General features: G+C 42.6%; 21 protein-coding genes. 12 read left to right on the forward strand and 9 right to left on the reverse strand.

The annotated features are described in order from the left end of the window. Positions 1-157: 157 nt before the first annotated feature. Complete coding sequence (locus tag HYN46_RS07080; RefSeq protein ID WP_114898720.1) at positions 158-1,474, reverse strand: cytochrome-c peroxidase; 1,317 nt, start codon at positions 1,472-1,474, stop codon at positions 158-160. 269 nt (positions 1,475-1,743) lie between these two features. On the opposite strand from HYN46_RS07080, the gene HYN46_RS07085 reads away from it, so the two are divergent. The 3 genes from HYN46_RS07085 (at position 1,744) to HYN46_RS07095 (ending at position 4,179) form a co-directional block, all read left to right on the forward strand. Further along, positions 1,744-2,484, forward strand: a complete 741-nt coding sequence (locus HYN46_RS07085; protein ID WP_114898721.1) for a hypothetical protein — start codon at positions 1,744-1,746, stop codon at positions 2,482-2,484. An 18-nt stretch (positions 2,485-2,502) separates the two neighbouring features. Beyond that, positions 2,503-3,480, forward strand: coding sequence for a metallophosphoesterase (locus tag HYN46_RS07090; protein WP_114898722.1), 978 nt, complete (start codon positions 2,503-2,505; stop codon positions 3,478-3,480). A gap of 144 nt (positions 3,481-3,624) precedes the next feature. Further along, a complete protein-coding gene (locus HYN46_RS07095; RefSeq protein WP_228254932.1) occupies positions 3,625-4,179 on the forward strand; it encodes an NADAR family protein in 555 nt (184 codons plus the stop codon). A 38-nt stretch (positions 4,180-4,217) separates the two neighbouring features. On the opposite strand, the gene lipA is transcribed toward HYN46_RS07095, so the two are convergent. Then, positions 4,218-5,234, reverse strand: coding sequence for a lipoyl synthase (gene lipA / locus HYN46_RS07100; protein ID WP_114900668.1), 1,017 nt, complete (start codon positions 5,232-5,234; stop codon positions 4,218-4,220). A 273-nt stretch (positions 5,235-5,507) separates the two neighbouring features. On the opposite strand from lipA, the gene sthA reads away from it, so the two are divergent. Next, positions 5,508-6,926, forward strand: coding sequence for a Si-specific NAD(P)(+) transhydrogenase (gene sthA, locus HYN46_RS07105; protein ID WP_114898724.1), 1,419 nt, complete (start codon positions 5,508-5,510; stop codon positions 6,924-6,926). Positions 6,927-6,988: 62 nt separating this feature from the next. On the opposite strand, the gene HYN46_RS07110 is transcribed toward sthA, so the two are convergent. From HYN46_RS07110 to HYN46_RS07120, 3 genes are all read right to left on the reverse strand, one after another. Next, complete coding sequence (locus HYN46_RS07110) at positions 6,989-7,762, reverse strand: lysophospholipid acyltransferase family protein (protein ID WP_114898725.1); 774 nt, start codon at positions 7,760-7,762, stop codon at positions 6,989-6,991. Between the two features lie 68 nt (positions 7,763-7,830). After that, positions 7,831-9,033: a formate-dependent phosphoribosylglycinamide formyltransferase gene (gene purT, locus HYN46_RS07115; RefSeq protein ID WP_114898726.1), complete on the reverse strand. Its 1,203-nt coding sequence runs from the start codon at positions 9,031-9,033 to the stop codon at positions 7,831-7,833. Between the two features lie 138 nt (positions 9,034-9,171). Beyond that, positions 9,172-9,693: a GNAT family N-acetyltransferase gene (locus HYN46_RS07120; RefSeq protein ID WP_114898727.1), complete on the reverse strand. Its 522-nt coding sequence runs from the start codon at positions 9,691-9,693 to the stop codon at positions 9,172-9,174. A 124-nt stretch (positions 9,694-9,817) separates the two neighbouring features. On the opposite strand from HYN46_RS07120, the gene HYN46_RS07125 reads away from it, so the two are divergent. Together HYN46_RS07125 and HYN46_RS07130 are read left to right on the forward strand one after the other, a co-directional pair. After that, positions 9,818-10,456: an HD domain-containing protein gene (locus HYN46_RS07125; protein WP_114898728.1), complete on the forward strand. Its 639-nt coding sequence runs from the start codon at positions 9,818-9,820 to the stop codon at positions 10,454-10,456. Between the two features lie 189 nt (positions 10,457-10,645). Beyond that, entirely contained in the window at positions 10,646-12,820 is a 2,175-nt protein-coding gene (locus HYN46_RS07130) for a malate synthase G (RefSeq protein ID WP_114898729.1), read from the forward strand. A 126-nt stretch (positions 12,821-12,946) separates the two neighbouring features. Here HYN46_RS07130 and HYN46_RS07135 read toward each other — a convergent pair whose 3' ends face one another. Continuing rightward, positions 12,947-14,275, reverse strand: a complete 1,329-nt coding sequence (locus HYN46_RS07135; RefSeq protein ID WP_114898730.1) for an OmpP1/FadL family transporter — start codon at positions 14,273-14,275, stop codon at positions 12,947-12,949. A gap of 561 nt (positions 14,276-14,836) precedes the next feature. Here HYN46_RS07135 and HYN46_RS07140 point away from each other — a divergent pair. After that, positions 14,837-16,873: an oxidoreductase gene (locus tag HYN46_RS07140; protein WP_407640775.1), complete on the forward strand. Its 2,037-nt coding sequence runs from the start codon at positions 14,837-14,839 to the stop codon at positions 16,871-16,873. Between the two features lie 98 nt (positions 16,874-16,971). Here HYN46_RS07140 and HYN46_RS07145 read toward each other — a convergent pair whose 3' ends face one another. Beyond that, complete coding sequence (locus HYN46_RS07145) at positions 16,972-17,484, reverse strand: OsmC family protein (RefSeq protein WP_114898731.1); 513 nt, start codon at positions 17,482-17,484, stop codon at positions 16,972-16,974. A gap of 533 nt (positions 17,485-18,017) precedes the next feature. On the opposite strand from HYN46_RS07145, the gene HYN46_RS07150 reads away from it, so the two are divergent. Next, positions 18,018-18,224: an antitoxin MazE family protein gene (locus HYN46_RS07150; protein WP_228254917.1), complete on the forward strand. Its 207-nt coding sequence runs from the start codon at positions 18,018-18,020 to the stop codon at positions 18,222-18,224. Next, a complete protein-coding gene (locus HYN46_RS07155; protein ID WP_114898733.1) occupies positions 18,221-18,571 on the forward strand; it encodes a type II toxin-antitoxin system PemK/MazF family toxin in 351 nt (116 codons plus the stop codon). The genes HYN46_RS07150 and HYN46_RS07155 overlap by 4 nt, the downstream gene beginning before the upstream one ends. A 70-nt stretch (positions 18,572-18,641) precedes the next feature. Here HYN46_RS07155 and HYN46_RS07160 read toward each other — a convergent pair whose 3' ends face one another. Beyond that, positions 18,642-19,382, reverse strand: a complete 741-nt coding sequence (locus HYN46_RS07160) for a phosphoadenylyl-sulfate reductase (protein ID WP_114898734.1) — start codon at positions 19,380-19,382, stop codon at positions 18,642-18,644. Positions 19,383-19,656: 274 nt separating this feature from the next. Between HYN46_RS07160 and thrH the strand changes: the two genes are divergently transcribed. Further along, on the forward strand, positions 19,657-20,274 hold the full coding sequence (gene thrH / locus HYN46_RS07165; protein WP_114898735.1) for a bifunctional phosphoserine phosphatase/homoserine phosphotransferase ThrH: 618 nt from the start codon (positions 19,657-19,659) through the stop codon (positions 20,272-20,274). Between the two features lie 315 nt (positions 20,275-20,589). Then, positions 20,590-20,931: a YXWGXW repeat-containing protein gene (locus tag HYN46_RS07170; protein WP_162818108.1), complete on the forward strand. Its 342-nt coding sequence runs from the start codon at positions 20,590-20,592 to the stop codon at positions 20,929-20,931. Between the two features lie 84 nt (positions 20,932-21,015). Here HYN46_RS07170 and HYN46_RS07175 read toward each other — a convergent pair whose 3' ends face one another. Beyond that, positions 21,016-22,722 (reverse strand): FMN-binding glutamate synthase family protein, encoded by a 1,707-nt coding sequence (locus HYN46_RS07175; protein ID WP_114898737.1) that lies wholly within the window; start codon positions 22,720-22,722, stop codon positions 21,016-21,018. A gap of 325 nt (positions 22,723-23,047) precedes the next feature. On the opposite strand from HYN46_RS07175, the gene argJ reads away from it, so the two are divergent. After that, entirely contained in the window at positions 23,048-24,268 is a 1,221-nt protein-coding gene (gene argJ / locus HYN46_RS07180) for a bifunctional glutamate N-acetyltransferase/amino-acid acetyltransferase ArgJ (RefSeq protein WP_114898738.1), read from the forward strand. Positions 24,269-24,298: the final 30 nt, after the last annotated feature.

Consider the following 24,298-nt stretch of genomic DNA (forward strand, 5'->3'; position numbering starts at 1 on the left):
TTCGTGAGGGATTGTAGCTTAAATTCGCGGAGGATTGTTAATCTACCGCGTGGCCACCTATGTTTTTCATGTGCTTTTCTTTCATCACCTTATCGACTGATCAATAGATAAGTCTCTAAAATCTATAAACTCTTTAAATTTACTTATTTCTAAAATGCTATGGATTAGCTTTGCTCTGATAACCATCAGTCAGTGTCCCCAAGAAGGTGATAAGGTCTTGAACGTCGGCATCAGACAAAACCGGTAAGCTGCCGACTGTTTTAGTGAATGGAGCATCACTAAAGTTAATATTATTTTGGTATTTGGCGGGTAGATCATTGAATTTATCGACTGTTCCATCCGCACGTTTGGGATAAACCCGTTCAGGGCGGGTATCTCGGTTAACGTAAAAATTAATGACGTCTTTTAGACTATGATATTTCCCGTTATGAAAGAAAGCCTTGCGTAATGCAACGTTGCGTAGAGTGGGCGTTCTAAATAGACCACAATTACTAGATTGTGTCACGTATATATCTGTTCGACCTGGACCGCATATCCCAAGATCGAAAAATGCTGGATTGTTATTTGCTTTGATTTCAAAGTTACGTGGAACACCAAGAGCGACATACTCATAATCAGTAAATAGAGGTGGTCTGCCATCTGCGCGAGGTTTATCGAGATGGCATGCTGCGCAGTTGCCTTTTTTCGGATCATCAAATAACGCCAATCCGCGCTTTTCTGCATCAGTTAGTTTTACTTTTTGTTGTAAATATAGATCGTATTTGCTGTTGTAGGCGGAAAATACTCGATCCTCTGACTGATAGCGAGCAATGAGAAACATGACTTCAGAAAGAAATAAGTCATCATTGGCAATTTTTTGAGGATCGATTAACTTTTTAAGATCATTGAAATAATTTAGTTTTTTTATGCTCTGGATGAGTTCTTTTTTTGAGGAGTTTGCCATTTCAAGTGGATTCATGAGTGGGCCGATGGCTTGCTGTTTCAGAGAGCTCGCCCGCCCATCCCAAAAAAGGCCTCCATGCGGTGTGAGGAGTTTGGAATGATTGTTATTGACCGTTATTACCCGTGGGTGGTCATCATCACTCGGTCCGATGGCAAATTGTGGAGCTTCTTTAGCATAGGTCAGATTAGGCGCAGCGCGGATTCCTTGTAAATGAAGATCTTTTCCACCCAGTTGTACTGCTAGAGCATTGGGTGGGCCAAATGCATAGGAGGGATTATGACAACTTGCACAAGAGATTTTTCCTGATGCGGACAGGGCAGGCTCAAAAAATAGTTTTCTCCCCATTTCTGCGCGAGTGCTTAAGGGAGTAGATGTATATGGATCGTAATTAACCTTAATCTTATTCTGTTGTGAATCTTCCTGTTTATTGGAGCCACAAGCACTGAGTAGGACAAGAATACATGCCATAGTGATGATTCTAATTCTCAATATCGGTTGTTTGATTGGATTAGAAAGGCTGTATTCAGGCATGCGTAATGAACTCGTATTACAAAGGTCAATTAGCCTATCGAAATATTATGACGATAATAATACGGCTTAGATTGGGTTTCTATTAAAAAAAGTTTAAATAATTATTATCATCCAATTTATTACTTTAAATTTATTATTAAATAAACCCTGGCTAGAAAGTGTATACAGCGTCTTCATTTTCTTAGGCTTGTCATCTCTTGGTAATTGATTTGTCACTATATCCGGTTAATTTATGCACTGTTTAAATTATCTGTGCAGAAGTAAATGCAATGCCGAAATCTCAGCCCCCAGAATCAAAGCCTCCCCAAAAGAATCGTAAAAAAATATTTATCATTTCTGGGAGCCTCATACTGATTGCAGCTTCGCTCACTGTATTCTTTTATTTTTATAGCCCTAAAACAACTCCACAAGTCTCTACAACGAACATTATTCCAGATGCTGAAGAGCAGACAGAAGATGCGCGTCTTGCAGATCCACGTATTGTAAAACTGGTGAACGAACACACTAAGAATACACCTTGGAAACTGAGTGAAACGCCTAAGCCTTCATTTAAAGAGAATCATGTGGTTCAGATCAATCATGAACTGACGATGACGAGCCCAGCTCAATCAGAAGACGAAACACAACAGTCCGCAAAGATAGCGCAAGCCAAATATGCTGCACAGTATATGTCGCCAGAACTGATTGACGTTTTATATCAAGAATATCATCAGAACGGTAAAGCCGTATTGGCAAGCTTTGGGATCAATCAAGTGTGCCAGATGGATGGCTGTAAATATCAGGTTTCACCAGAGTCATCACTGCTTCAGGCTTATCAAGGACAAGTCGAAAAAGGCGACACCATCGATAGTATCAATGGACAGTCTCTTACCAAAGTGACGGACTATCAAAGTGCCAAAAACCTCATTTTTCAAAATAACCCCACCATGATTCAACTGACATCAGCGCAGGGGAATCAACGCATTATTTACATTAATCACAGCAAGTCCTCACTCTCATCCAACTTATAATTTTTAGGATATAAAATCATGTATTTTAATACGTTAAAGACAGTTCTAAGTATTTCACTATTGGCAATCGCCTCTCAAGGGTACAGTGCTACGCCAGAAACCATGAACTTTATTGTCATGGGGGATACTGGTACTGGTGCAGACGCACAATACCAAGTTGCTCATGCTATTGAAAAAATATGTAAAGAGAAGACCTGTAACTTCGCGATAGGCATGGGTGACAATATCTATGAATATGGTGCAAATTCTGCGACAGACCCGCAGTTTCAAGACAAGTTTGAAAAACCTTACGCCAACCTAAACTTTCCATTCTTTATGGCGTTAGGAAATCATGATCAAAGCTTGGTCATGGCTGGTGATGGCGTTGCTTATTGGAAAGGCAGTGATGAGGTTAATTACTCTGCACATAGCTCTAAATGGAAAATGCCAACACGCTATTATTCAGTCAATGCGAAAAACTCAGTTGCTGATGCTTTACTCATTGCGTATGACTCCAATCCAATGAAAACCTACTTACCACAATTGAATCCATACTGGTGGCCTAAAGGTACCTATATGCAAAATCAAGCACAGTGGATCAAAACAACCTTAGCCGGATCAACAGCGACTTGGAAGTTTGCATTTGCACATCACCAATACAAATCAAATGGTTCAGAAATTATCACACCATACTGGTGGTCAAGTCAGGCCAGCTTTGCTGAATCAACATTATGTGGGAAAGTTGACTTTATTCTTGCAGGGCACGTACATGCGATGGAAGTATTAGATCAGAAGGAAAACTGCGGGAGCGGTGTCACGAATATGATCAACTCAGGCGCGGCCGCAAAAACGCAAACAGATCACAACAATGATTATAGTCTAGTCTTTGATACCTATAAAAATGGCGATCTAGGATTTATGCTATTTACCATCAACGGTAAACGTTTAGACGTTACTGCATATACCGTGAAAGGCGATCAAACAACACTTGCGTTTACTAAGACTTATACCAAATAAGCACCTTTTAAAAGTTCAAAAAAACCGCTTGAATCTTATGGTTCAAGCGGTTTTTCTATTTTTCCCATGAAAATGATGTATTACTGACAATTAAGTCCGTACAATTCTTGATTATTTTTCTCTTAGGGATTTATGGTCTTGGCAATTAATAGTGTCCGTAGTAAGGATGCCTTGATTGAAATAATTAATCGAGGAGAGCAGCCCAAATATATTTTTTTCTGGGGGCATCAGAAAAGTAAAGCTGAGAGCGTCACAAAAACATGCTTTAGCCAATGGTATGAAGCCTCATTTGATGTTGAAAGCGACCACTATTTAACGGCTGAGCATTTCATGATGGCAAAAAAAGCCGAACTTTTTGGTGATATAGAAATAAAAAATAAAATTTTAAAAGCAAAGGATCCTGGGAAAGCGAAGGCATTAGGTCGTTTGGTAGACGGATTTGATCATGAAGTTTGGTTAAAACATCGATGGGATATTGTTGTACAAGCAAATATTCATAAATTTCAACAAAATTTACGTTTGAAAGAGTATTTGCTCAGTACTCAAAGCCGAGTTTTAGTTGAAGCCAGCCCAGTAGACCAGATATGGGGAATTGGTCTTGACGCAGCATCACCTTTTGCTGAGTTACCTGAAAAGTGGCAAGGACTCAATTTACTAGGTTTTGCTTTAATGGAAGTTCGATCATTAGTGAGTGAGTAGCTATTTGATAGTCACTCACATCTAATTTCAACTTGCCATCATGCAACGACGGCTGCACTACGACGTACGGGAGGAACCGGCTCACCGCGGTACTGACGATCTGCAAAATAACTGGAACGAACCATCGGTGCCGCCCAAATATTTCTAAAACCTAAACTTTGACCATGAGCGGTATAGCGTTCAAACTCATCGGGATGGACGAAGCGCTCAACTGGTGCATGACTTTTTGAAGGTTGCAAATATTGGCCGATAGTGATGTAGTCAACATCATGCGCACGTAAATCATCTAAAAGCGCAAGGACTTCTTCTTCAGTTTCACCCAAACCGACCATTAACCCACACTTAGTTGGGATATCAGGGCAGACTTCTTTAAATTTTTTCAGAAGATTCAATGAATGTTGGTAATCTGATCCAGGACGCATGGCTTTATACAGGCGTGGAACAGTTTCAATATTATGGTTAAATACATCGGGAGGACACTCCGCCATAATGCGCAGAGCGATATCCATGCGACCACGGAAGTCAGGAACGAGTATCTCAAGCAATGTATCAGGACTAGTTTTACGTGTTTCCACGATACAGTCTACGAAGTGCTGGGCGCCACCATCAAGCAGATCATCACGATCAACAGAGGTAATGACCGCATATTTCAAACCTAGACCAGAAATCGTTTCTGCCATATGACGTGGTTCGTCTGGATCAAGTGCATTAGGACGACCATGTGCCACATCACAAAATGGACAGCGTCTGGTACAAATATCACCCATGATCATAAAAGTGGCAGTACCCCCACCAAAACACTCAGCAAGGTTTGGGCAGGCCGCTTCTTCGCAAACTGTATGTAACTTCTGAGCACGCAGTGTATCTTTGATACGTTGCACTTCTGCAGGCGCGGTCATCTTGACACGAATCCAATCAGGCTTACGAGGTAACTCCGTCGTTGGAATAATTTTGACAGGAATCCGAGCCATCTTCTCAGCACCACGCAGTTTTTCACCTTGGACAGCTCTTTGGGGCGCGGGGCGGGGTGTATCGGTGGATGTAGTGATGTTCATTGCATTTGTTGCGAGGGGTGTTGTAGACATGGAAAGCCGTAGCCTCTGCTGATTCAAGCAATATTATGTAGTATGTCTTTATTATAGGTCATTCGTCGTTTTTTCAACATTGGATAATGTTGTTTTTTCTTCAAGCAAGGAGTCGCGTGATGCAGAACCTATGCTTATTCATTTTTGTTGATTTTTGATTAATACATTCATATTTCAATGTATTATATCTTTGATAAAAGAAGTCATTTGCTATCGTCCCTTGTAGAGAAACCGAGAACTGCTATGCCACGCAAAAAAAAGTCTGAAGAACAACCTCAATATCAATTTGACGCCATCGTTCTCGGTGCAGGGCCAGCAGGTGAAGGCGCAGCAATGAAGCTTGCCAAAAGTGGGCGAAACGTTGCGATGGTTGATTTGCGCGATGTGGTTGGAGGGAATTGTGCGCACGTCGGTACAATCCCAAGTAAGACCTTACGTCAGACTGTATTTAACATCATGCGTTATCAGCGTGATCCGTTATTCCAAAAAGTCGGTGAGTGGAAGCATGTCCCGTTAAACAAAATTTTGAGCAGCGCACGTAAAGTTATCAATCAGCAGGTTGAAACCCACACACGTTTTTATGAACGTAATCAGATTGAAATTTATCATGGTCATGCCATCATTAATGGTCCACACTCGCTCACTGTGCATTTGCGTGATGGTGGGCAAGAAACATTAACGTTTGATCAACTTATGATTGCGACAGGTAGTCGCCCTTACCAGCCTAAGAATATCGATTTTAATCATCCTCGCGTATTTGATAGCGATAAAATTTTAACGCTCGACTATCCAATTCAGAAAATTATTATCTATGGTGCTGGGGTCATTGGTTGTGAATATGCATCCATTTTTATTGGTTTAGGCTATAAGGTTGAATTGATTAATACTCAAGCACAATTATTGAGCTATCTGGATGATGAAATTGCGGATGCGCTGTCTTACTACCTGCGCGAATTGGGTGTTCTTATTCGTCATAACGAAACCATCGAATCCTTAGAGACTGATGATGACTATGTCATTCTTAAGCTGTTAAGCGGCAAAAAAATCAAAGCTGATGCGATACTCTGGTGTAATGGCCGCTCTGGGAATACAGATGGTATGGGACTAGAAAATTTGGGATTAACTACCAATAGTCGTGGCCAACTATCCGTCAATGATCAGTATCAAACAAGTGTTCCGCATGTCCATGCAGCAGGGGATGTGATTGGCTGGCCGTCATTGGCTTCAGCCGCCTACGATCAAGGACGTTGCGCAGGTGCGCATATGGTGGGTGAGGAGAATGTGCCCCCAGTTACGAGTATTCCCACCGGTATTTATACCATTCCAGAAATCTCATCAATTGGCAAAACTGAACAACAACTCACCGAAGAAAAAGTACCCTACGAAGTCGGGCAGGCTTCTTTTAAACATCTTGCACGTGCACAAATTACTGGTGATACGGTTGGCGTACTGAAGTTATTATTCCACCGTGAAACTTTAGAAATTTTAGGGATCCATTGTTTTGGCAATAATGCCGCGGAAATTGTTCATATTGGTCAGGCCGTGATGCTGAATCAAACAAATAACAGTCTGCATTATTTTACCCAGACGACATTTAATTATCCTACGATGGCAGAGGCATATCGCGTAGCGGCGTTAAATGGTATGAATCGGTTGTTCTAATTTTTAAATATTTTCAGTTTTCTAGAAAATGCCTAGGTTATAAATACTAGGCATTTTTCTTTTTATAGATGTGTTTTTTGAGAAAGTGCTTCTTCAATTGCGGTGGCGACCCGTGTCCTTAATTCAGCTTTGACCGCCTCATGCTGTTCAATTGGGATCTGATAGGTTTCAATCCGTGGACAAAATTTGAAGTGTAGAGCATGACGTTTCGGTATAAATGGAATTCCTAAAAATCCGGTCGTAATTGGAATAAAGGCCTCTCCATTACGCATCCGCTGGAGTATTCCAACGCGTTGTAATCCTTTACCCAGCAGTGATTTTCTAAAATCATTAGAGTCGTATTTGATATCGACTAACTCTTCACCACCAATCGCGGCAAAAGGAATGATGTCATATCCATGGGCCAGTGCCAGCTCGATAAAACCATAACGACTCTTCCACACAAGTTGATAGGCTTCACCTTTATTTTTAAGTACCTCACGGCCTCCACCAGGATAAAGTAAAATATGCTCACCCATCTGCATCAGTTCATGAATGGATTCCCGAGTGCCTTCAAAAGCCCCATAGCGCTGTAAGAAGTTTCCCCAAAAAGGGATTTGGAAATGGATTCGGTCGCCTACGCCCCGCAAATAGATATTCTTTTTGAGATATAGACCCGTGATCAGTGAAGATACATCGTAACCCATAATTGTATGGTTTCCGATATAGAGAGCAGGTCTCATCCGATCCAGATGTTCAAGTCCACTGAATGTCGTTGCAAACCATGCGTTCAGCGGACGAGAGAGTCGCTTTATTTTTGAAGGAGATGGCGGCGTGAAGCTGAGCAAATTATCCATTTCTTGCGCCTTATCATGTTTTAATGACAAATACCTTTAATCATCTTCACGCCAATTTTCAACAAGGCTTAATTAGCAACCTTGACAGAGTCAGCAGATTGTTTTGCAAGTAGACGAGCCGTATCGGTATCTTTAGCACGAACCGTCGCGACACCAACTCGACGACGCGCAAAACCTTCAGGCTTACCAAATAAACGTAAATCACTACCAGCAATGCTCAGCGCTTTTTCGACTCCAGTGAAAGTTAGATTTTTACCTTCAAGCCCTGCATAAATAACAGCACTAGCCGCAGCACTATGGCGTGTGGTGTCAACTGGCAAACCTAAAATTGCACGGGCATGCAACTCAAACTCACTTTGAAATTGACTGGCTAATGTGACGAGGCCAGTATCGTGTGGGCGTGGTGATACTTCGCTGAACCAAACCATGTCGCCACGGACAAAAAGTTCAACACCAAACAAACCACAGCCACCGAGTGCAGTTGTTACAACATCTGCGATACGCTTGGCTTCAATGAGCGCCTTTTCAGTCATGGGTTGTGGCTGCCAGCTTTCGACATAATCGCCTGCATCTTGACGGTGACCGATAGCATCACAAAAATGGGTTTCAATAGTGCCTGTTTCAGGATTTTTTGCACGTACTGTGAGAAGGGTGATCTCAAAGTCAAAATTGATTTGGCCTTCAACAATCACTTTACCAGAGTTAACGCGACCACCTTCCATTGCATAAGCCCATGCTGCTTCAACTTGATCGTAACTCGTTACACGTGATTGACCTTTCCCACTAGAAGACATAACAGGCTTAACAAAACAGGGGTAGCCAATATTGTCACACGCCGCTTTGAAGCTTTCTAGGCTATCAGCAAAACGGTAAGACGAGGTTGGTAGACTTAAGTTTTCTGCTGCCAGTTTACGAATCCCTTCGCGATTCATCGTCAGATTTGCGGCTTTTGCCGAAGGGATGACAGTTGCCGTCCCAGCGGCTTCAACTTCTAATAAAACTTCAGTAGCAATGGCTTCAATCTCTGGAACGATGAGATTGGGTTTGACCTTTTCGATTAAAGCTTTCAATGCTACGGCATCTGTCATCGTCAGAACATGAGACTGATGTGCAACTTGCATGGCCGGAGCATCGGCATATCGATCTGCAGCATGAACTTCCACACCAAGACGCTGTAAAGAAATTGCAACTTCTTTGCCCAGCTCACCAGAACCTAACAGCAATACACGAAAAGCAGAAGATTGAAGAGGGGTTCCTAGGGTAACGGTCATGGCAAGTCTCATTTAAAAATCGAAAATCTAAACATAAGAATAGCAGATTATCATTTTTTGAAACATTACAGATTTTGCTAGAATGGTTTTTTATATTGTAAGTAGATAATAATATTAACTATATTCTAATCACGCTTTTTAAAGCGTCTTGTAGTAAAAAGCAGTTGCACGTAGTTGACCATTTGGATCAGCCGCAAAACCAGGAATTTCACCCACACGCTTCCAGCCCAAGCACTGATAGACCTTCTCCGCATCTGAACCCAATTGTGTGTCTAAAACTAATAATGTTCGAGCGTGTTCTTTTGCTGTATTTTCTAATGCTTGCATCAGTTGATTAGCAATGCCTTGACCTCTATATGCCTTGAGCACAAATAACTTTTGCACTTCAGCACGATGTTGCCCATTTTCTTTAGTTGATAATGAAAGCTGTACGGAACCAACGACTTGATCATCACTCATCGCTACCCATAACATTAAATCAGACCCTAGCCCTTTCAGTGTATTTTGCCAATAGAAGCGTGCGGTATCTGGTGATAGAGGGGAAAGAAAACCAACAGAGGCACCGTTTTCAACACTGTTAATGAGCAAAACCGAAAGTTGCTCAGTTAGTTCTGGCGTACCGTGCGTTATTTGAAGAATTGTTTTATGTTGAACAGTCATGATCTTATTTCTTTGAGCTAAATCGATGTGTATAAATTGTAGACCAGTTAATATGAACTCACTGTTATTAATCCGTGATTCAGTTTAAACCTTCACTCAAGTACGAAAGGCATCAGGAGCTGTCATGATTGATGAGCAAAATTTGCAACTGTTAGAGCGGTCATGGCGACGTTCTTTTCAGACTTATCCGTTTAGCCAGAACCAATCTGACTCCTTGTTTACTCAACTTTTAAAGGCATATAGCGAAAGTCAGCGTAGTTATCATACGCTTCAACATTTAATGGAGTGTTTAACTAAGTTTGAACGCGTGTTTGAACTAAGTGACCATCCAAGAGAAATCGAAGTTGCACTTTGGTTTCACGATGCCATCTATGATGTGAAAGGCCATGATAATGAACGTATGAGTGCAGATTGGGCGAAAAAGAGTGTTTTAGATGCAGGTGGTACTGTAGATGAAGGTAATCGAATTTATGATTTGATCATGATAACCCAGCATTCTGCGCTCCCTCAAACGCACGATGAGAAAGTACTGGTGGATATTGATTTATCCATTCTTGGTGAGAGCATGGAACGTTTTGATGAATATGATCGACAAGTTCGACAGGAATACGCATGGGTTGCAGATGATATTTTTAAGGAAAAACGTCGAGAGGTCTTAGGAGGTTTTTTGGCTCGATCACAAATATTTAATTCGGAATATTTCTTTACTCATTTTGAACATTTTGCTCGAGAAAATTTAAAACGGGCGTTATCGCAACTATAAGGTTCATAGCGCCAGCATATGAATAGTAATGTGAACAACTCACTAATCTTCACAGAGGACTAACACTTGTATAAGCTGCAAATTCCCTCATAACAAAGTATAATTACAGCCTTTCTTTTCTGCTGCGTTCAAAAAAACGACGCGGCTTGATGCTCAATCGCAACCACTGAAGCAAAATTAGGACAGACCATGACATATGTTCAAAAAGGCAAACTTGAAGTTGCCCAAGAGTTATACGACTTTATCGAACAGGACGCATTGCCAAATACCGGCGTGACCAGCGAAGGATTCTGGACAGGTCTAGAACAAATTGTCGCGGATTTGACTCCAAAAAATAAAGCATTACTTGCAAAACGTGATGATCTGCAAGCAAAGATCGATGCCTATTATCAAAATGGTGGCAAAGACAAACCATTCGCAGAATATAAACAATTCCTACAAGACATTGGCTACCTCGTGCCTGTTGGCGAAGATTTCACAGTTAACCCACAAAATATTGACTCAGAGATTGCAACACTTGCAGGTCCACAATTGGTTGTCCCTGTTAAGAATGCGCGTTATGCCCTGAATGCTGCTAACTCACGTTGGGGTAGCTTGTATGATGCGTTATACGGTACAGATGCAATTCCATCTGATAATGGCGCGGAAAAAGGCAAAGGCTATAATCCAGTTCGTGGCAACTTGGTCATTGCATTTGCACGTAACTTTTTAGATAAAGCTGCGGCACTTGTCACTGGCAGCCATGTTGATGCGGTGAAATACAGCTTGGTTGATGGCGCATTGCAAGTCACTCTTAAAGATGGCTCAACGACCACATTGAAAGATCCAGCTAAATATGTTGGTTTTGCTGGTGATATCGCCGCGCCAAGCAGCATTTTATTAAAAAATAACGGACTTCATATTGAAATCCAGTTCGATCCAGCAAGCCCAATCGGCAAAACCGATCCGGCAGGCATTAAAAATGTTGAGCTTGAAGCCGCTCTAACCACCATTCAAGACTGTGAAGACTCTGTTGCCGCTGTAGATGCTGAAGACAAGGTTGAAGTTTACAAAAACTGGCTAGGTTTGATGAAGGGTGACCTTGCGGATACCTTTGAAAAAGATGGTAAGCCACATACACGCACAATGCATGGTGACAAAGTATTTAAAGACCCAAGTGGTAAAGACTTTAGCTTGCACGGTCGTTCGTTGCTATTAAATCGCAACGTAGGTCATTTAATGACCAACCCTGCTGCACGTTTTGATGGCGAAGATGTATTTGAAGGTATCTTGGATGCCGCAATTACCAGCTTGATCGCTATCCATGATTTGAAAGGCAATGGTCGTTTAAAAAATTCACGCACTGGTTCGGTCTATATCGTTAAGCCTAAAATGCACGGTCCTGAAGAAGTTGCATTCACCGTTGAACTGTTTGAACGTGTAGAAAAAGTACTTGGTCTTGCCCCATTGACGCTGAAGGTAGGCATCATGGACGAAGAGCGCCGCACTTCAGTTAACTTGAAAGAATCGATCCGTATTGCAAAAGATCGCGTGATGTTCATCAACACAGGCTTCATGGATCGTACTGGTGATGAAATTCACACCTCGATGCTTGCTGGTCCAATGATTCGTAAAAACAGCATGAAAACATCGACATGGATTGCCGCTTACGAAAACCAAAACGTTGATGTAGGTCTTGCAACGGGTCTGTCTGGTAAAGCACAAATTGGTAAAGGCATGTGGGCAATGCCAGACTTAATGGCTGAGATGATTAAACAAAAAATCGCTCATCCTAAATCAGGGGCCAATACTGCATGGGTTCCATCGCCAACTGGCGCAACCTTACATGCGCTGCACTATCATGAAGTTGATGTGTTCGCGACACAAAAAGAATTGCTGAAACGCGTTCCTGCAAATGTCGATGATATCCTGACAATCCCATTGGCTCCAGATACAAATTGGTCTGCAGAAGACATCAAGCAAGAGCTTGATAATAACTGTCAAGGTATCTTGGGCTATGTCGTGCGTTGGGTAGACCAAGGTGTTGGTTGCTCTAAAGTTCCAGACTTGCATGACATCGGTCTGATGGAAGATCGTGCAACTCTGCGTATTTCAAGCCAACACGTTGCAAACTGGTTGAAACACGGCATCATCACAACTGCTCAAGTTGAAGAAACATTACAACGTATGGCTGCTGTTGTTGATAAGCAAAATGCGGGTGACAAACTGTATAGCAATATGGCTGGCAACTTTGATACTTCCATTGCCTACCAAGCTGCGCGTGAGTTAATCCTTGAAGGATGTGCTCAACCTAATGGTTATACTGAGCCTGTTTTGCACCGTAGTCGTTTAGCTGCCAAAGCTGCACAACGCGCTGGAAAATAAACTCAGCGGATCGGATATCTAAAAAAAAGCCCATTCTTTTGAATGGGCTTTTTTTAACATGAATATTAATTTACGAGACATAAAAAAAGGGCATTCATTGCCCTTTTTTATGTCTCGTTCAATCCATTAAAATTGATGATTGAGCTGTAATGCGACTAAGTTTCCTGAGTTTTGGAAAGTCGCTTGGTAGATACCTTTGGTCGCATCTGCGCGATTAATCTTAGCGTCTTGTTCCATCAGATAGTTATAGCCAAAGTCGACATTGGTTTTATCTGTGATTTTATAATTTGCACCAACCGCAAAGATTGTACGATCACCCAATGGCAAACGCACATTACGGTATTTGTCTTGAATTGGGGTTTCATCGAAAGCCACACCAGCACGTAAAGTCACTTTGGGATGAACTTGCCATGCAGCACCAAGGCTATACATGTTGGTATCTTTAAAGTTCAGCTCTTCGGCTGATGCGTTACTGCCATTTAAGGTTGCGGCAATTTGGGCGCTATAAACAGCCGGTAGGGGAACAGAAGGTGTGATACCAGCAGAAGTGAAATGACTTGATGGTGTTAAAGTCTTGATGGTGCTCCACCATGTACGGGTATAGCCAAATTTAACATCCAGCGTTGGGATCAGTTTAAACGATGCACCAAACTCTAAGCTATCAGGTGTAGTCAGTTTTAAGCTTCCATCACCGCGCGCCATGAACGTATAAGGCGTATTGGTAATGGGTAAGTTTAACGCTTCAGATGAACCTGTTAATTTATAGTCGACCTTAGAGTGATAAGTTAAACCCAGATCAAAATCTTTAATCGGAGAGAACATCACACCAACATTATAACCAAGTGCATTGTCACTTCCTGCAAGTTCTGTCGATGCATTAGGCACTGCAGGACTCACGCCACTGGAGAGTAGACCATTAATATGATTGATGGTTAAACCCGCACCAACGGAGAGGTTTGGTGCAAAGGCATATGCAACAGTAGGCTGGAATGTCGCAACGGTAACAACACTCTTATCGCCAAAAGAGCGACCCTGGAAGGTATCTTCATAGTTGGTTTTTAAACCAAAAGGCGCATAAACGCCAAAACCTAGTGATAAATTTTCTAAACCAACATGGGGAACCGTGACGAAAGTCGAACCAACTATAATTTGGGGAACCATATCACCTTTGTTAGTCCCTGGAGCAGAACCAACCGGGTTCTTGATATCTGAATTTGCCAAAATCAAAGTAGCATTAGTAGATGCTTGGATACCTTCAAGACGAGAAATTGCTGCTGGATTGGTTTGGACCACTGTTGCGTTTTCACTGTTTGAGGCACTACCTGCATAGGCAGATCCCATAGTCGCAACATCAGAATTATACAGTCCGAATCCTTGGGCCATGACTTGCGTGCTGCCAGTGGCCAGTATGACACCAATAGAAGCGGCGAGTGCGGTTAGTGATTTTGTACGCATAGTAATTTCCTTTTATTACTGGATGTGATTCGTCTTTGGTGCGCATCATGCGACTTAACCAAGATTGTTAGACAAAATAACACAATTTGAAATAAATCGACAGCCATTTGTCGGATGACTAGAATTGTTTAAATTATTAAATAAATTTACAATATATTGTTTTATTTAAATAAATTTTTTAAAAAAAAGAGTATGACTATCGACATCCACAATCCGATATAAATTCGACAAAAAACATACAATTGTTAGATCAAAATGAGGGATTTAATTTGCGGAAGTTTTTTGTTTAAAATTTATTCTCAATTGACCTGAAATGTCCAAAAAACAAAGTACAAAGCCACTGGCAATTCAAGTGATAGATGCCTAAACTTGCCAGATATAATGATAGCTCTATAAGGTTAAATTTTTCGCAGACCAACAACGCGGATAACTATATAGATGTCAATGAATTCAGTGGTAAAGCCAGGTTTAAATTTCGATGAACGACAGAGATTCTGTATAGAAGTTTTGATCTAAGCATTGATAAATATTCGATTCTGAATTTTTTTAAGAGTTTTAAATATGAAAGTGAATGCGTTTCCTCATTTGTTGCAACCGCTTGATCTCGGTTTTACTCAACTTAGAAACCGTGTAGTGATGGGGTCGATGCACACCGGGCTTGAGGATCGTTTTTACCAATATCCTAAACTAGCTGCTTATTTTGGAGAGCGTGCCAAAGGCGGCGTTGGGCTAATTATCACCGGTGGGATCTCCCCTAATCGCCAAGGTTGGTTATTGCCATTTGGCGGTAGTATGAACTCACCGACCGATGCATTGAATCATCGCTTGGTCACTCATGCAGTGCATAAACATGGCGGCAAAATTTTAATGCAGATTTTGCACTCTGGACGCTACGGCTATCAACCTTTCGTGGTGTCATCCAGTCCGATCAAATCACCCATCTCGATGTTTAAACCACGTGAGATGAGCGATAGCAATATTTTGTCTACCATTCATGACTACGCTTACTGTGCCAAGCTTGCCAAGCTTGCAGGTTATGACGGTGTAGAAATCATGGGATCAGAAGGGTATCTGATCAATCAATTTTTAAGTCGCCATGTAAATCAACGCACCGATCAATGGGGCGGCGATATTGAGAATCGGATGCGTTTTCCTATTGAAATTGTCAAAGCCATCCGTGAAAAAGTTGGTGAAAAATTTATTATTTGCTTCCGATTATCATTGATCGACTTTGTTCAAGATGGTAATACCATGGATGAAGTGGTTCAAGTTGCTCAGGCATTGGAAAAAGCTGGAATCACATTGCTCAACAGCGGCATTGGCTGGCATGAAGCACGTGTTCCGACAATCGTGACTTCTGTTCCTCGTGCAGCTTTTGTTGATGTGACTGCGAATGTGCGTAAGCATGTCGGTATTCCCGTCATCGCTTCTAACCGGATTAATATGCCGGATGTTGCCGAGGAAATTTTAGCCAGCGGCAAAGCAGATATGGTACAAATGGCGCGTCCATTTTTGGCAGATCCGGATTGGGTTAATAAAGCGGCAACGAATCGTGTTGATGAGATCAACACTTGTATCGCTTGTAATCAAGCCTGCTTGGATCACTCATTTTCCAATAAACGCGCCTCATGCCTAGTTAACCCACAAGCGTGCTATGAAACTGAACTCGTTTATATTAAAACTAAACGCCCACGTCGAATTGCAGTAGTCGGTGGTGGTGTTGCAGGTATGTCTGCCGCAACAGTTGCCGCGAGTCGTGGTCATGCCGTGACATTATTTGAGGCACAGGCGGATGTTGGTGGTCAATTTAATTTGGCAAAAGTTGTGCCGGGTAAGGAAGAGTTCCATGAGACGATTCGTTACTTTAAAAAGCGTTTGAGCAAAACTGGTGTTGAACTGCGATTAAATACTCAGGTGAATCGTGAGCAATTGGAGCGTGAGGGTTATGATGATGTCATTATTGCCACTGGCGTTATCCCACGTCCGTTAAAGTTGGATGGTAGTGACATGCCACAAGTGCTGAGCTATGCAGATGTCTTGCGAGGCGCGCCAGTTGGGATGCGTGTAGCTGTGATTGGAGCCGGTGGTATCGGATTCGACGTAAGTGAGTTTTTATTGCGTAATCCAGAAACCCCGCAACCTCAGCCCCTAGCAGATTGGCAGCAGGAATGGGGGGTGGATAGTGACGCTAACTATGCGACCGAAGGTGGACTGGTTCGACCTCAATTGCACACACCCTATCGCCAGATTTATTTGCTGCAACGTAAAACTACAAGTGTTGGTGCTGGATTGGGTAAAACATCAGGCTGGGTTCATCGTGCTGCAGTGAAAAAAGGCGGTGTGCGGATGATGCGCGGTGTGTCATATGATCGGATTACGACTGAAGGTCTTTGGGTTACTGTTGATGGTCAACAGCAATTATTGCGCGTTGATACTGTGGTTGTCTGTGCGGGCCAAGAGTCCGTGCGAGGACTATATCCTGAAGAAGGGGTTGTCACTGGCGCAAAGTATCACATCATTGGTGGTGCAAAACTTGCAGCAGAGCTTGATGCAAAACGTGCGATTCGAGATGGCGCAGAATTAGCTGCTATTCTCTGACGTACTGACTGAACTGATCCAATTAAACGCCATCTTAGGATGGCGTTTTTATTTATAAAAATTGAACAGCCTCATATTTTTTAGAAAATAAATCCGTTTCATTGCAATTGCACGTCAGAGATCAAATGGTGTTCAATGGGAACCTGATTCGCAAAAAGATCCAAAACGGGACAGTGGGCATTAACTGCAGCGGTCAATTCAGTATAACGATCTTGAGTCTCTGGACCGCTCAATCTAACTTGAACACGAATGGCGCCGAAACCTGGACGTACATTTTCATCGACACCAAAGAATCCCCGCAAATCAATATCTCCCTTTACAGAAACTTCAACTTTGTCGATTTGAATTCCAAGTTTGGTTGCCCAAATTCGATAAGTAATCGCCTGACATGAACCGAGTGCAGCAAGTGCATGTTCAACCGGATTAGCGCCATGATTTTGTCCCCCTAAAACCTCGGGCTCATCAACCGTAAATTTATGACCGGATCCTACCTGTACAGAAACTTCGGTTACTCCGACTAATGCATGACTGGCATCGAAGGTTGCTTTGGCTGCATTCGGATTCTGAGATAGCGTGCGGGTGGTATTCGAAATGATGTCTCGTAGTGACATTACATATGATCCTTAGTTGATGGCTAGAACTTAACCGAAATCCTACTCGGATTAAGGGCAGCTACGAACCATCAAAAATCGATAAGTAAATCTAAAATCATCCTCTATGTTTTTTGACTTAAAACCAGATCTTAAATATGCACATAAAATTAATTTCTAATCTCTAGAACCATCGGTTTAACCACAAAGGACAAAGCATTTGTTCATCTAGTTTCCAAAATGTTTCCTAAAGAGAACCTTAACTCCCACTATCACTCCGATGAATGATCATTTAAATCTGTTACTATTGATATGATGAATAATGAGCTTAAAAATAGGCTTGGAATTAATGTATTTAATTTAAGCATATAAATTTATTGATTATTTTGAAATCATGTAACTGTGCTACTCAAATTATTTTTTAGTTTCATGAAACTTTTTTTTGATTTAGATACATGAAACATTGTGGTTTCGAGTGCAAATTTGTTGCATGCAACTTAAATTTGTTTTATAAATAGGATCTAAAGGATTCAAAGAGCGATGCGGTTATGCGCATGAGTGTTGCTGAAAGAGTGCAAAAACATCGGGAGGCTCTGCGTGCATCAGGGCTACGCCCCGTACAGATATGGGTGGCAGATACTCGGCAGAAAGGTTTTGCTGAGGAGTGTCGTCGTCAATCGCTGTCTATTCAGGGTGCCGCGCTTGAACGCGAGGTTGCAGGCTGGCTAGATGTGTTTGGTGATCAGGAGGGCTGGCATTGACCAGTGAACTAGTCGAATCGACTTTTAAGCGTGGTGATATCGTCACCGTAGCAGTACAAGGGGATTACCGAGTACGTCGCCCAGCGCTTGTCATACAGTCGAATTTGTTTTCTGTACACCCTTCAATCGTCATCTTACCGATTACTGACGAGCGACTTGAGGCTCCTTTGTTTCGCGTTCATGTTGAGCCGAGTGAGTTAAATGGCTTACTCCAAGCTTCGCAAGTTATGGTAGATAAGCCACAGACCCTTTCTCGAGATAAGATTGGAGAGGTTGTAGGGCAGTTGGATCCTGATATTCTACAAGCGGTCGATCGCGCGTTGATCGTTTTCTTAGGATTTGCTTGAAGCATTTTATAAGTTTCAAATTAAAAAACCGCATTATTTAAATGCGGCTTTTTTTGTTCTGCAAAGAATTTTATTTGCCTTCAATGTTCCCAGCATGCAGACCACATTCTTTTTTAGTTGCTTCTTCCCACCACCAGCGGCCTTCACGCTCATGCTGGTTTGGTAGCACTGGGCGCGTGCATGGTTCGCATCCGATAGAAATAAAACCACGTTCGTGCAATGGATTGTATGGAATTTCCATCATACGAATATAGTTCCACACTTCAGCACTGGTCCAGTTGGCAAGGGGATTATATTTAATCAGTGATTTACCTTCACCGCTAAAGCCTGGATCAGGTTGAATCACCGGAACTTCTGAACGTGTGCCAGGACTTTGATCTTTGCGCTGGCCTGTAATCCAACCATCTAGCGTTGCGAGTTTTTTACGCAAAGGCTGAATCTTACGTACGCCGCAGCATTCTTTATGGTCATCGACATAAAAACTAAATAAGCCTTTTGCATTCACCATGGCTTGGACGGGTCCAGGCTCAGGGAAGCAAATTTCAATGGTGATGCCGTAATGCTTACGCACAGTTTCGAGGTATTGGTAAGTTTCGACATGTAAGCGCCCGGTGTCCAAACTGAATACACGAAATGGCTTGCCCGAGCGATGTGCCATATCAATAAGCACCACATCTTCAGCACCGCTAAATGAAATCGCGATTTCACCTTCTTGGCTTAATGCGAGTTCTACGATTTTTTGTGGTGACTGATCATTGTATTCTTGAGCAAGTGCGGCCACTTGATCGATGGTTGGAATTACAGCACTCATGGAGGCTCCTAGCGGCTGGCTTGGGTGATAATTTTCAAGGCATATATTCTACTCAATCACAGGCAAAACTGACAGAGCTATCGTGAAGATCGTCTCGTAATGGGATGAGTTTGGTGTCCAAATCAATATATGAATATCCCTAATTACTACAGATGAGCGCTATTTTAATACGAATGTGCTGAGGTGCATGGACGAATGATTCAATCCATTGTAGAGTGCGCCCATATTTTACTTCATTCGATACATTCATCATTTGTTTAAAGGGGAGTGCGGCATGGAATTGGTCTGTTTAGATTTGGAAGGGGTGTTGGTTCCAGAAATTTGGATTAATTTCGCAAAAAAAGTTGGTATCAAGGAATTAGAAGCCACAACTCGTGATATTCCTGATTACGATGTATTGATGACTCAGCGCTTACGCATTCTGCGCGAACACAATTTGGGTTTACCTGATATCCAAGCTGTCATTGCAGATATGGGACCCTTTGAAGGCGCGCGTGAGTTTGTAGAATGGGTGCGTACTCATTTTCAATTGATTATCTTGTCTGATACCTTCTATGAGTTTGCGCATCCTTTAATGCGTCAATTGGGCTGGCCAACCATTTTCTGTCATAAATTAGAGTCTGATGCCAATGGCATGATTACCGACTATAAACTTCGTCAACCTGATCAGAAGCGCCAAGCCGTTAAAGCATTGCATGGCCTGAACTTTCGCGTGATTGCTGCGGGTGACTCGTACAATGATACAACAATGCTCGGTGAGGCTGACCATGGGTTCTTATTTGATGCACCCGCAAACGTGATTGCGGAATTTCCGCAATTTGAAGCGCTGCATGGTTATGAAGCCTTAAAACAAAAAATTCGTGAAGTTTCACAACGCGATATCCCAAATTAATTTCCCTTGTGTTTTTGATTTAAAAAGCCAGCATTTAAATGCTGGCTTTTTTATGATCGGTACTCATGGTGAGAGATCAAAATCAAGAAAAATGCATTACACAAAAGGGGAGTATTATTCACAATTGCAGTCTTTTCTTCACATTGCAGATATGTTGTTGCACAACATACAAATACAAGTTACAGCAATTCTTTTTATGAGGGTTCATACTTTTTTCAGGAACATTTGGCATTGCTCTAGCCATTCATTTGAATGAGTTAAAAATTAGTGCGGAACAATGTCGATGATGCATTTTCTAAAGTCGAGGGGCTTTATATGAACAATCTCAAATTAGTATTAATGGCCGCCAGTGCTGCCGGCGCGCTCAGCCTATCAGCCTGCGTTGTTGCTCCATATCCTAGGTACGCATACCAAACTACGGATGATATTGTTGTAGATGCAGCACCTCCACCCCCTTACACCGAAGTCATCCCTACGGTCCCTTATCCAGGCGCCATTTGGATTGGTGGATATTGGGGATGGTCGGGCGGGCGACATACTTGGATACCAGGCCGTTATGAGCATGGTCGTCCAGGCTATTTCTATCATCAGCCCAGTTGGGGACGTGATGGTGGCGGTCGATACCACTTCCACAGAGGCGGTTGGGCGAGACGCTAAACCTCTAAAGTTTTTCGGACTTAAAATAAAAAAGTGCATTTTGATAATGCACTTTTTTGATTGAGGGAGAGACTTAATAAGATTTTATGAATGACTAACCAACTCAACCCGCTGAGTTGCTGGCGATTCAGTACCATGAGGAATTAAATAGCCGGCATTGGGATTAAACGTGTCAGGATTGGCCATTGCCCACAATTGAGTATACACATCAGACTGCTCTTCACCAGTAATCAGGCTACTCTCTTTTAAGAAATAATAGTGCTTTGAGAACAGTCTAATCTGTCCATCGGGTCCACGCCTAATCACATGGTAAGGTTCCAAATCATCAGGATGAGTCACACCGACAGCGCCCATAATTTCTGCAAGTGCAGCAAGTGTGCCTTCATGGAAATTTTTGACACGCTGTGCTTTATCGGGAACAACCAATGCTTGTTGGCGATAAGGATCTTGGGTTGCCACGCCAGTGGGGCAGCGATCTGTATTACACGAGCGAGATTGAATACAGCCTAGAGCAAACATAAAGCCACGTGCGCTATTACACCAATCAGCACCAAGAGCCAGCATACGCGCAACGTCAAAACCGCTGATAATTTTGCCACTAACGCCGACCCGAATTTTGTCACGAATCCCTGCGCCTACTAGCGTGTTATGCACCATCAAAAAGCCATCACGCAGTGGCATACCGATATGATCCATGAATTCAACATCCGCGGCGCCAGTACCGCCTTCAGCACCATCTACAACAATAAAGTCTGGATAAGTATCGGTGAGCAGCATGGCTTTTACTATGGCCATAAATTCCCACGGATGTCCAATGCACAATTTAAAACCGACGGGTTTACCCCCTGAAAGATCGCGTAATTGTTTAATAAAAGTAATGAGCTCTCGAGGCGTGGTGAACGCGGTATGCGCTGGGGGCGAGACACAATCTTGTGCAACAGGAATCCCCCGCGTTCGTGCAATTTCTGGCGTGACTTTACCTGCGGGGAGAAGACCTCCAAGTCCAGGCTTCGCACCTTGACTGATTTTGATCTCAATCATTTTAACTTGTGGGTTGGTCGCTTTACTTTGGAATTCTTCAGGGTCAAATTTACCCTCTAAAGTTCGACAACCGAAATAGCCTGAGGCGATTTCCCAGACAATGTCACCTTTTGACTCAAGGTGATAAGGGCTCATCGAGCCCTCACCAGTGTCATGATAAAAGTTGCCAAGTTCGGCCCCTCGATTCAAAGCGCGAATAGCATTGGCTGAGAGAGCACCAAAGCTCATGGCTGATATATTGAACACAGAACAGGAGTAGGGTTGTAAGCAGTCTTTGCCGCCTATTACGATACGGAAATCATGATCTTTTAACGTCATGGCGCCAATAGATTGTGTCATCCATTCGCTGCCGCCTTCGTATAAGTTACTGATGGTGCCAAAAGCACGAGTATCATTTTCTTTCTTCGCGCGTTGATAGACGAGTGAGCGCTGATCACGGGAAAAGGGCAATTCGTCAGTATCACTCTCAATGAAATATTGACGAATTTCTGGTCGGAATTCTTCGAATAGAAATCGCATATGCCCAATTATCGGGTAATTACGCAAGATTGCGTGATGACTTTGAAAGCGATCACGAAATCCCAGTACAACAAATGCGCCTGTGATTAACGCTAACCACCAAACATGTTCATAAATGCATAGGATTGTGAAAAGGGTAAAAATAATCCAGACTGCATAGCGGGCGATGGGAGATGCTCTGGTTTTGTGTGTTGGAGAAATTTGATGCTCTGCGATTTTTTTGTCCGTCATAACTCTAATCCTGCATGTATTCTGGCAATAGTGTGGCTGGTGCTTTGGAGTAGTATCTTGACCGAGGAAAACGTGCCTAAGTATGCCAAACTAAAATGAAAAAGCGCTAGCAGAATTCAGTGACTTTATGCAACTGGAACGCTTTGCAAAACAACAGCGACAATCTATCTTTTTATTGTTTCATTCCTGTATTTAATTAATCATCAATGATATGAACCTCTGCCAGTGAAGTAAAATCTACTGCATAATATCAACACTTTTGAGAGATCGATTTTTTAAGGTCATATCTCTCTTTTTCATTGTTCAATACATAAAGGAAAATATCATGGCAGTTGGCGATTTACAGATGCCGGTAATGCAACCTGTTCAAGGTGTTCGCATCGGGATAGCTGAAAGCTATATCCGCTATCAAAACCGTCGCGATCTGGTTGTCTTTGAACTTGCAGAAGGCTCAACCACTGCTGCTGTGTTTACTCAAAACTCATTTTGTGCAGCCCCTGTACTCGTGGCTCGTGAGCATTTAGGTCTTAATAGTCCTCGTTATTTAGTGATTAATACTGGCAATGCCAATGCGGGAACGGGGCCACAGGGTCTAAAAAATGCAAATGCATCATGTGAAGCACTTGCGGCATTAACACAAACCCAAAGCAATCAAATCTTACCTTTTTCTACGGGCGTCATTGGAGAGCAACTTCCGATTGATCGTTTAGTTGCAGGCTTACCGGCTGCTTTGAAAGCCCTCGATGAAAATGCATGGACCGAAGCTGCACATGGCATCATGACGACGGATACCTTACCGAAAGGTGCCAGCGAAATTCTCATGCTAAATGGCGATACCTACACCATTACTGGTATTAGCAAAGGCGCAGGCATGATCCGCCCCAATATGGCAACGATGCTGAGCTTTGTCGCAACTGATGCACCGATTGCACGTGATGTATTACAAACACTCTTGACCAATGCAGTCAACCAGTCCTTTAACCGTATTACCATTGATGGTGATACATCAACCAATGATGCCTGTGTATTGGTCGCAACAGGGAAAGCTGGTGGCGATGTTTTGTCATCAGTGACTGATAACCGCTATAGTGACTTTGAGGCTGCCTTTAATCGTGTATTCTTACGCTTAGCACAACTGATTGTGCGCGATGGAGAGGGGGCAACCAAGTTCATGACTGTACGCGTTGAAGGCGGCGCGAATACTCAAGAGTGCTGTGATGTTGCATACCGTGTGGCGCATTCACCACTCATTAAAACAGCATTCTTTGCTTCTGACCCAAACTGGGGCCGCATTGTTTGTGCGATAGGTAATGCGGGTGTGAACAGTCTTGATGTATCCAATGTGCAAGTATTTTTGGATGATGTACAGATCGTGAAAGATGGCGGTGCAAACCCGGAGTACACCGAAGCAGCTGGAGCAGCCGTTATGGCTCAGCCTGAAATTGGCATCCGCATTAGCCTAGGTCGCGGAGAGGCTGTGGATACCGTGTGGACCTGTGATTTTTCATATGACTATGTGAAAATTAACGCTGATTACCGTTCTTAATCATCAGAAAAAAGCCCTCAATTGAGGGCT

The sequence above is a fragment of the Aquirhabdus parva genome, from assembly GCF_003351745.1.
Classification (GTDB): Bacteria; Pseudomonadota; Gammaproteobacteria; order Pseudomonadales; family Moraxellaceae; genus Aquirhabdus; species Aquirhabdus parva.

What these genes read in the sequence shown, in the direction of transcription:
- HYN46_RS07080 (WP_114898720.1), bottom strand. Translation starts at nt 1,474, where the DNA reads ATGCCTGAATACAGCCTTTCTAATCCAATCAAACAACCGATATTGAGA.
- HYN46_RS07085 (WP_114898721.1), top strand. Translation starts at nt 1,744, where the DNA reads ATGCCGAAATCTCAGCCCCCAGAATCAAAGCCTCCCCAAAAGAATCGT.
- HYN46_RS07090 (WP_114898722.1), top strand. Translation starts at nt 2,503, where the DNA reads ATGTATTTTAATACGTTAAAGACAGTTCTAAGTATTTCACTATTGGCA.
- lipA (WP_114900668.1), bottom strand. Translation starts at nt 5,234, where the DNA reads ATGAACATCACTACATCCACCGATACACCCCGCCCCGCGCCCCAAAGA.
- sthA (WP_114898724.1), top strand. Translation starts at nt 5,508, where the DNA reads ATGCCACGCAAAAAAAAGTCTGAAGAACAACCTCAATATCAATTTGAC.
- HYN46_RS07110 (WP_114898725.1), bottom strand. Translation starts at nt 7,762, where the DNA reads ATGGATAATTTGCTCAGCTTCACGCCGCCATCTCCTTCAAAAATAAAG.
- purT (WP_114898726.1), bottom strand. Translation starts at nt 9,033, where the DNA reads ATGACCGTTACCCTAGGAACCCCTCTTCAATCTTCTGCTTTTCGTGTA.
- HYN46_RS07120 (WP_114898727.1), bottom strand. Translation starts at nt 9,693, where the DNA reads ATGACTGTTCAACATAAAACAATTCTTCAAATAACGCACGGTACGCCA.
- HYN46_RS07125 (WP_114898728.1), top strand. Translation starts at nt 9,818, where the DNA reads ATGATTGATGAGCAAAATTTGCAACTGTTAGAGCGGTCATGGCGACGT.
- HYN46_RS07130 (WP_114898729.1), top strand. Translation starts at nt 10,646, where the DNA reads ATGACATATGTTCAAAAAGGCAAACTTGAAGTTGCCCAAGAGTTATAC.
- HYN46_RS07135 (WP_114898730.1), bottom strand. Translation starts at nt 14,275, where the DNA reads ATGCGTACAAAATCACTAACCGCACTCGCCGCTTCTATTGGTGTCATA.
- HYN46_RS07140 (WP_407640775.1), top strand. Translation starts at nt 14,837, where the DNA reads ATGAAAGTGAATGCGTTTCCTCATTTGTTGCAACCGCTTGATCTCGGT.
- HYN46_RS07145 (WP_114898731.1), bottom strand. Translation starts at nt 17,484, where the DNA reads ATGTCACTACGAGACATCATTTCGAATACCACCCGCACGCTATCTCAG.
- HYN46_RS07150 (WP_228254917.1), top strand. Translation starts at nt 18,018, where the DNA reads ATGAGTGTTGCTGAAAGAGTGCAAAAACATCGGGAGGCTCTGCGTGCA.
- HYN46_RS07160 (WP_114898734.1), bottom strand. Translation starts at nt 19,382, where the DNA reads ATGAGTGCTGTAATTCCAACCATCGATCAAGTGGCCGCACTTGCTCAA.
- thrH (WP_114898735.1), top strand. Translation starts at nt 19,657, where the DNA reads ATGGAATTGGTCTGTTTAGATTTGGAAGGGGTGTTGGTTCCAGAAATT.
- HYN46_RS07170 (WP_162818108.1), top strand. Translation starts at nt 20,590, where the DNA reads ATGAACAATCTCAAATTAGTATTAATGGCCGCCAGTGCTGCCGGCGCG.
- HYN46_RS07175 (WP_114898737.1), bottom strand. Translation starts at nt 22,722, where the DNA reads ATGACGGACAAAAAAATCGCAGAGCATCAAATTTCTCCAACACACAAA.
- argJ (WP_114898738.1), top strand. Translation starts at nt 23,048, where the DNA reads ATGGCAGTTGGCGATTTACAGATGCCGGTAATGCAACCTGTTCAAGGT.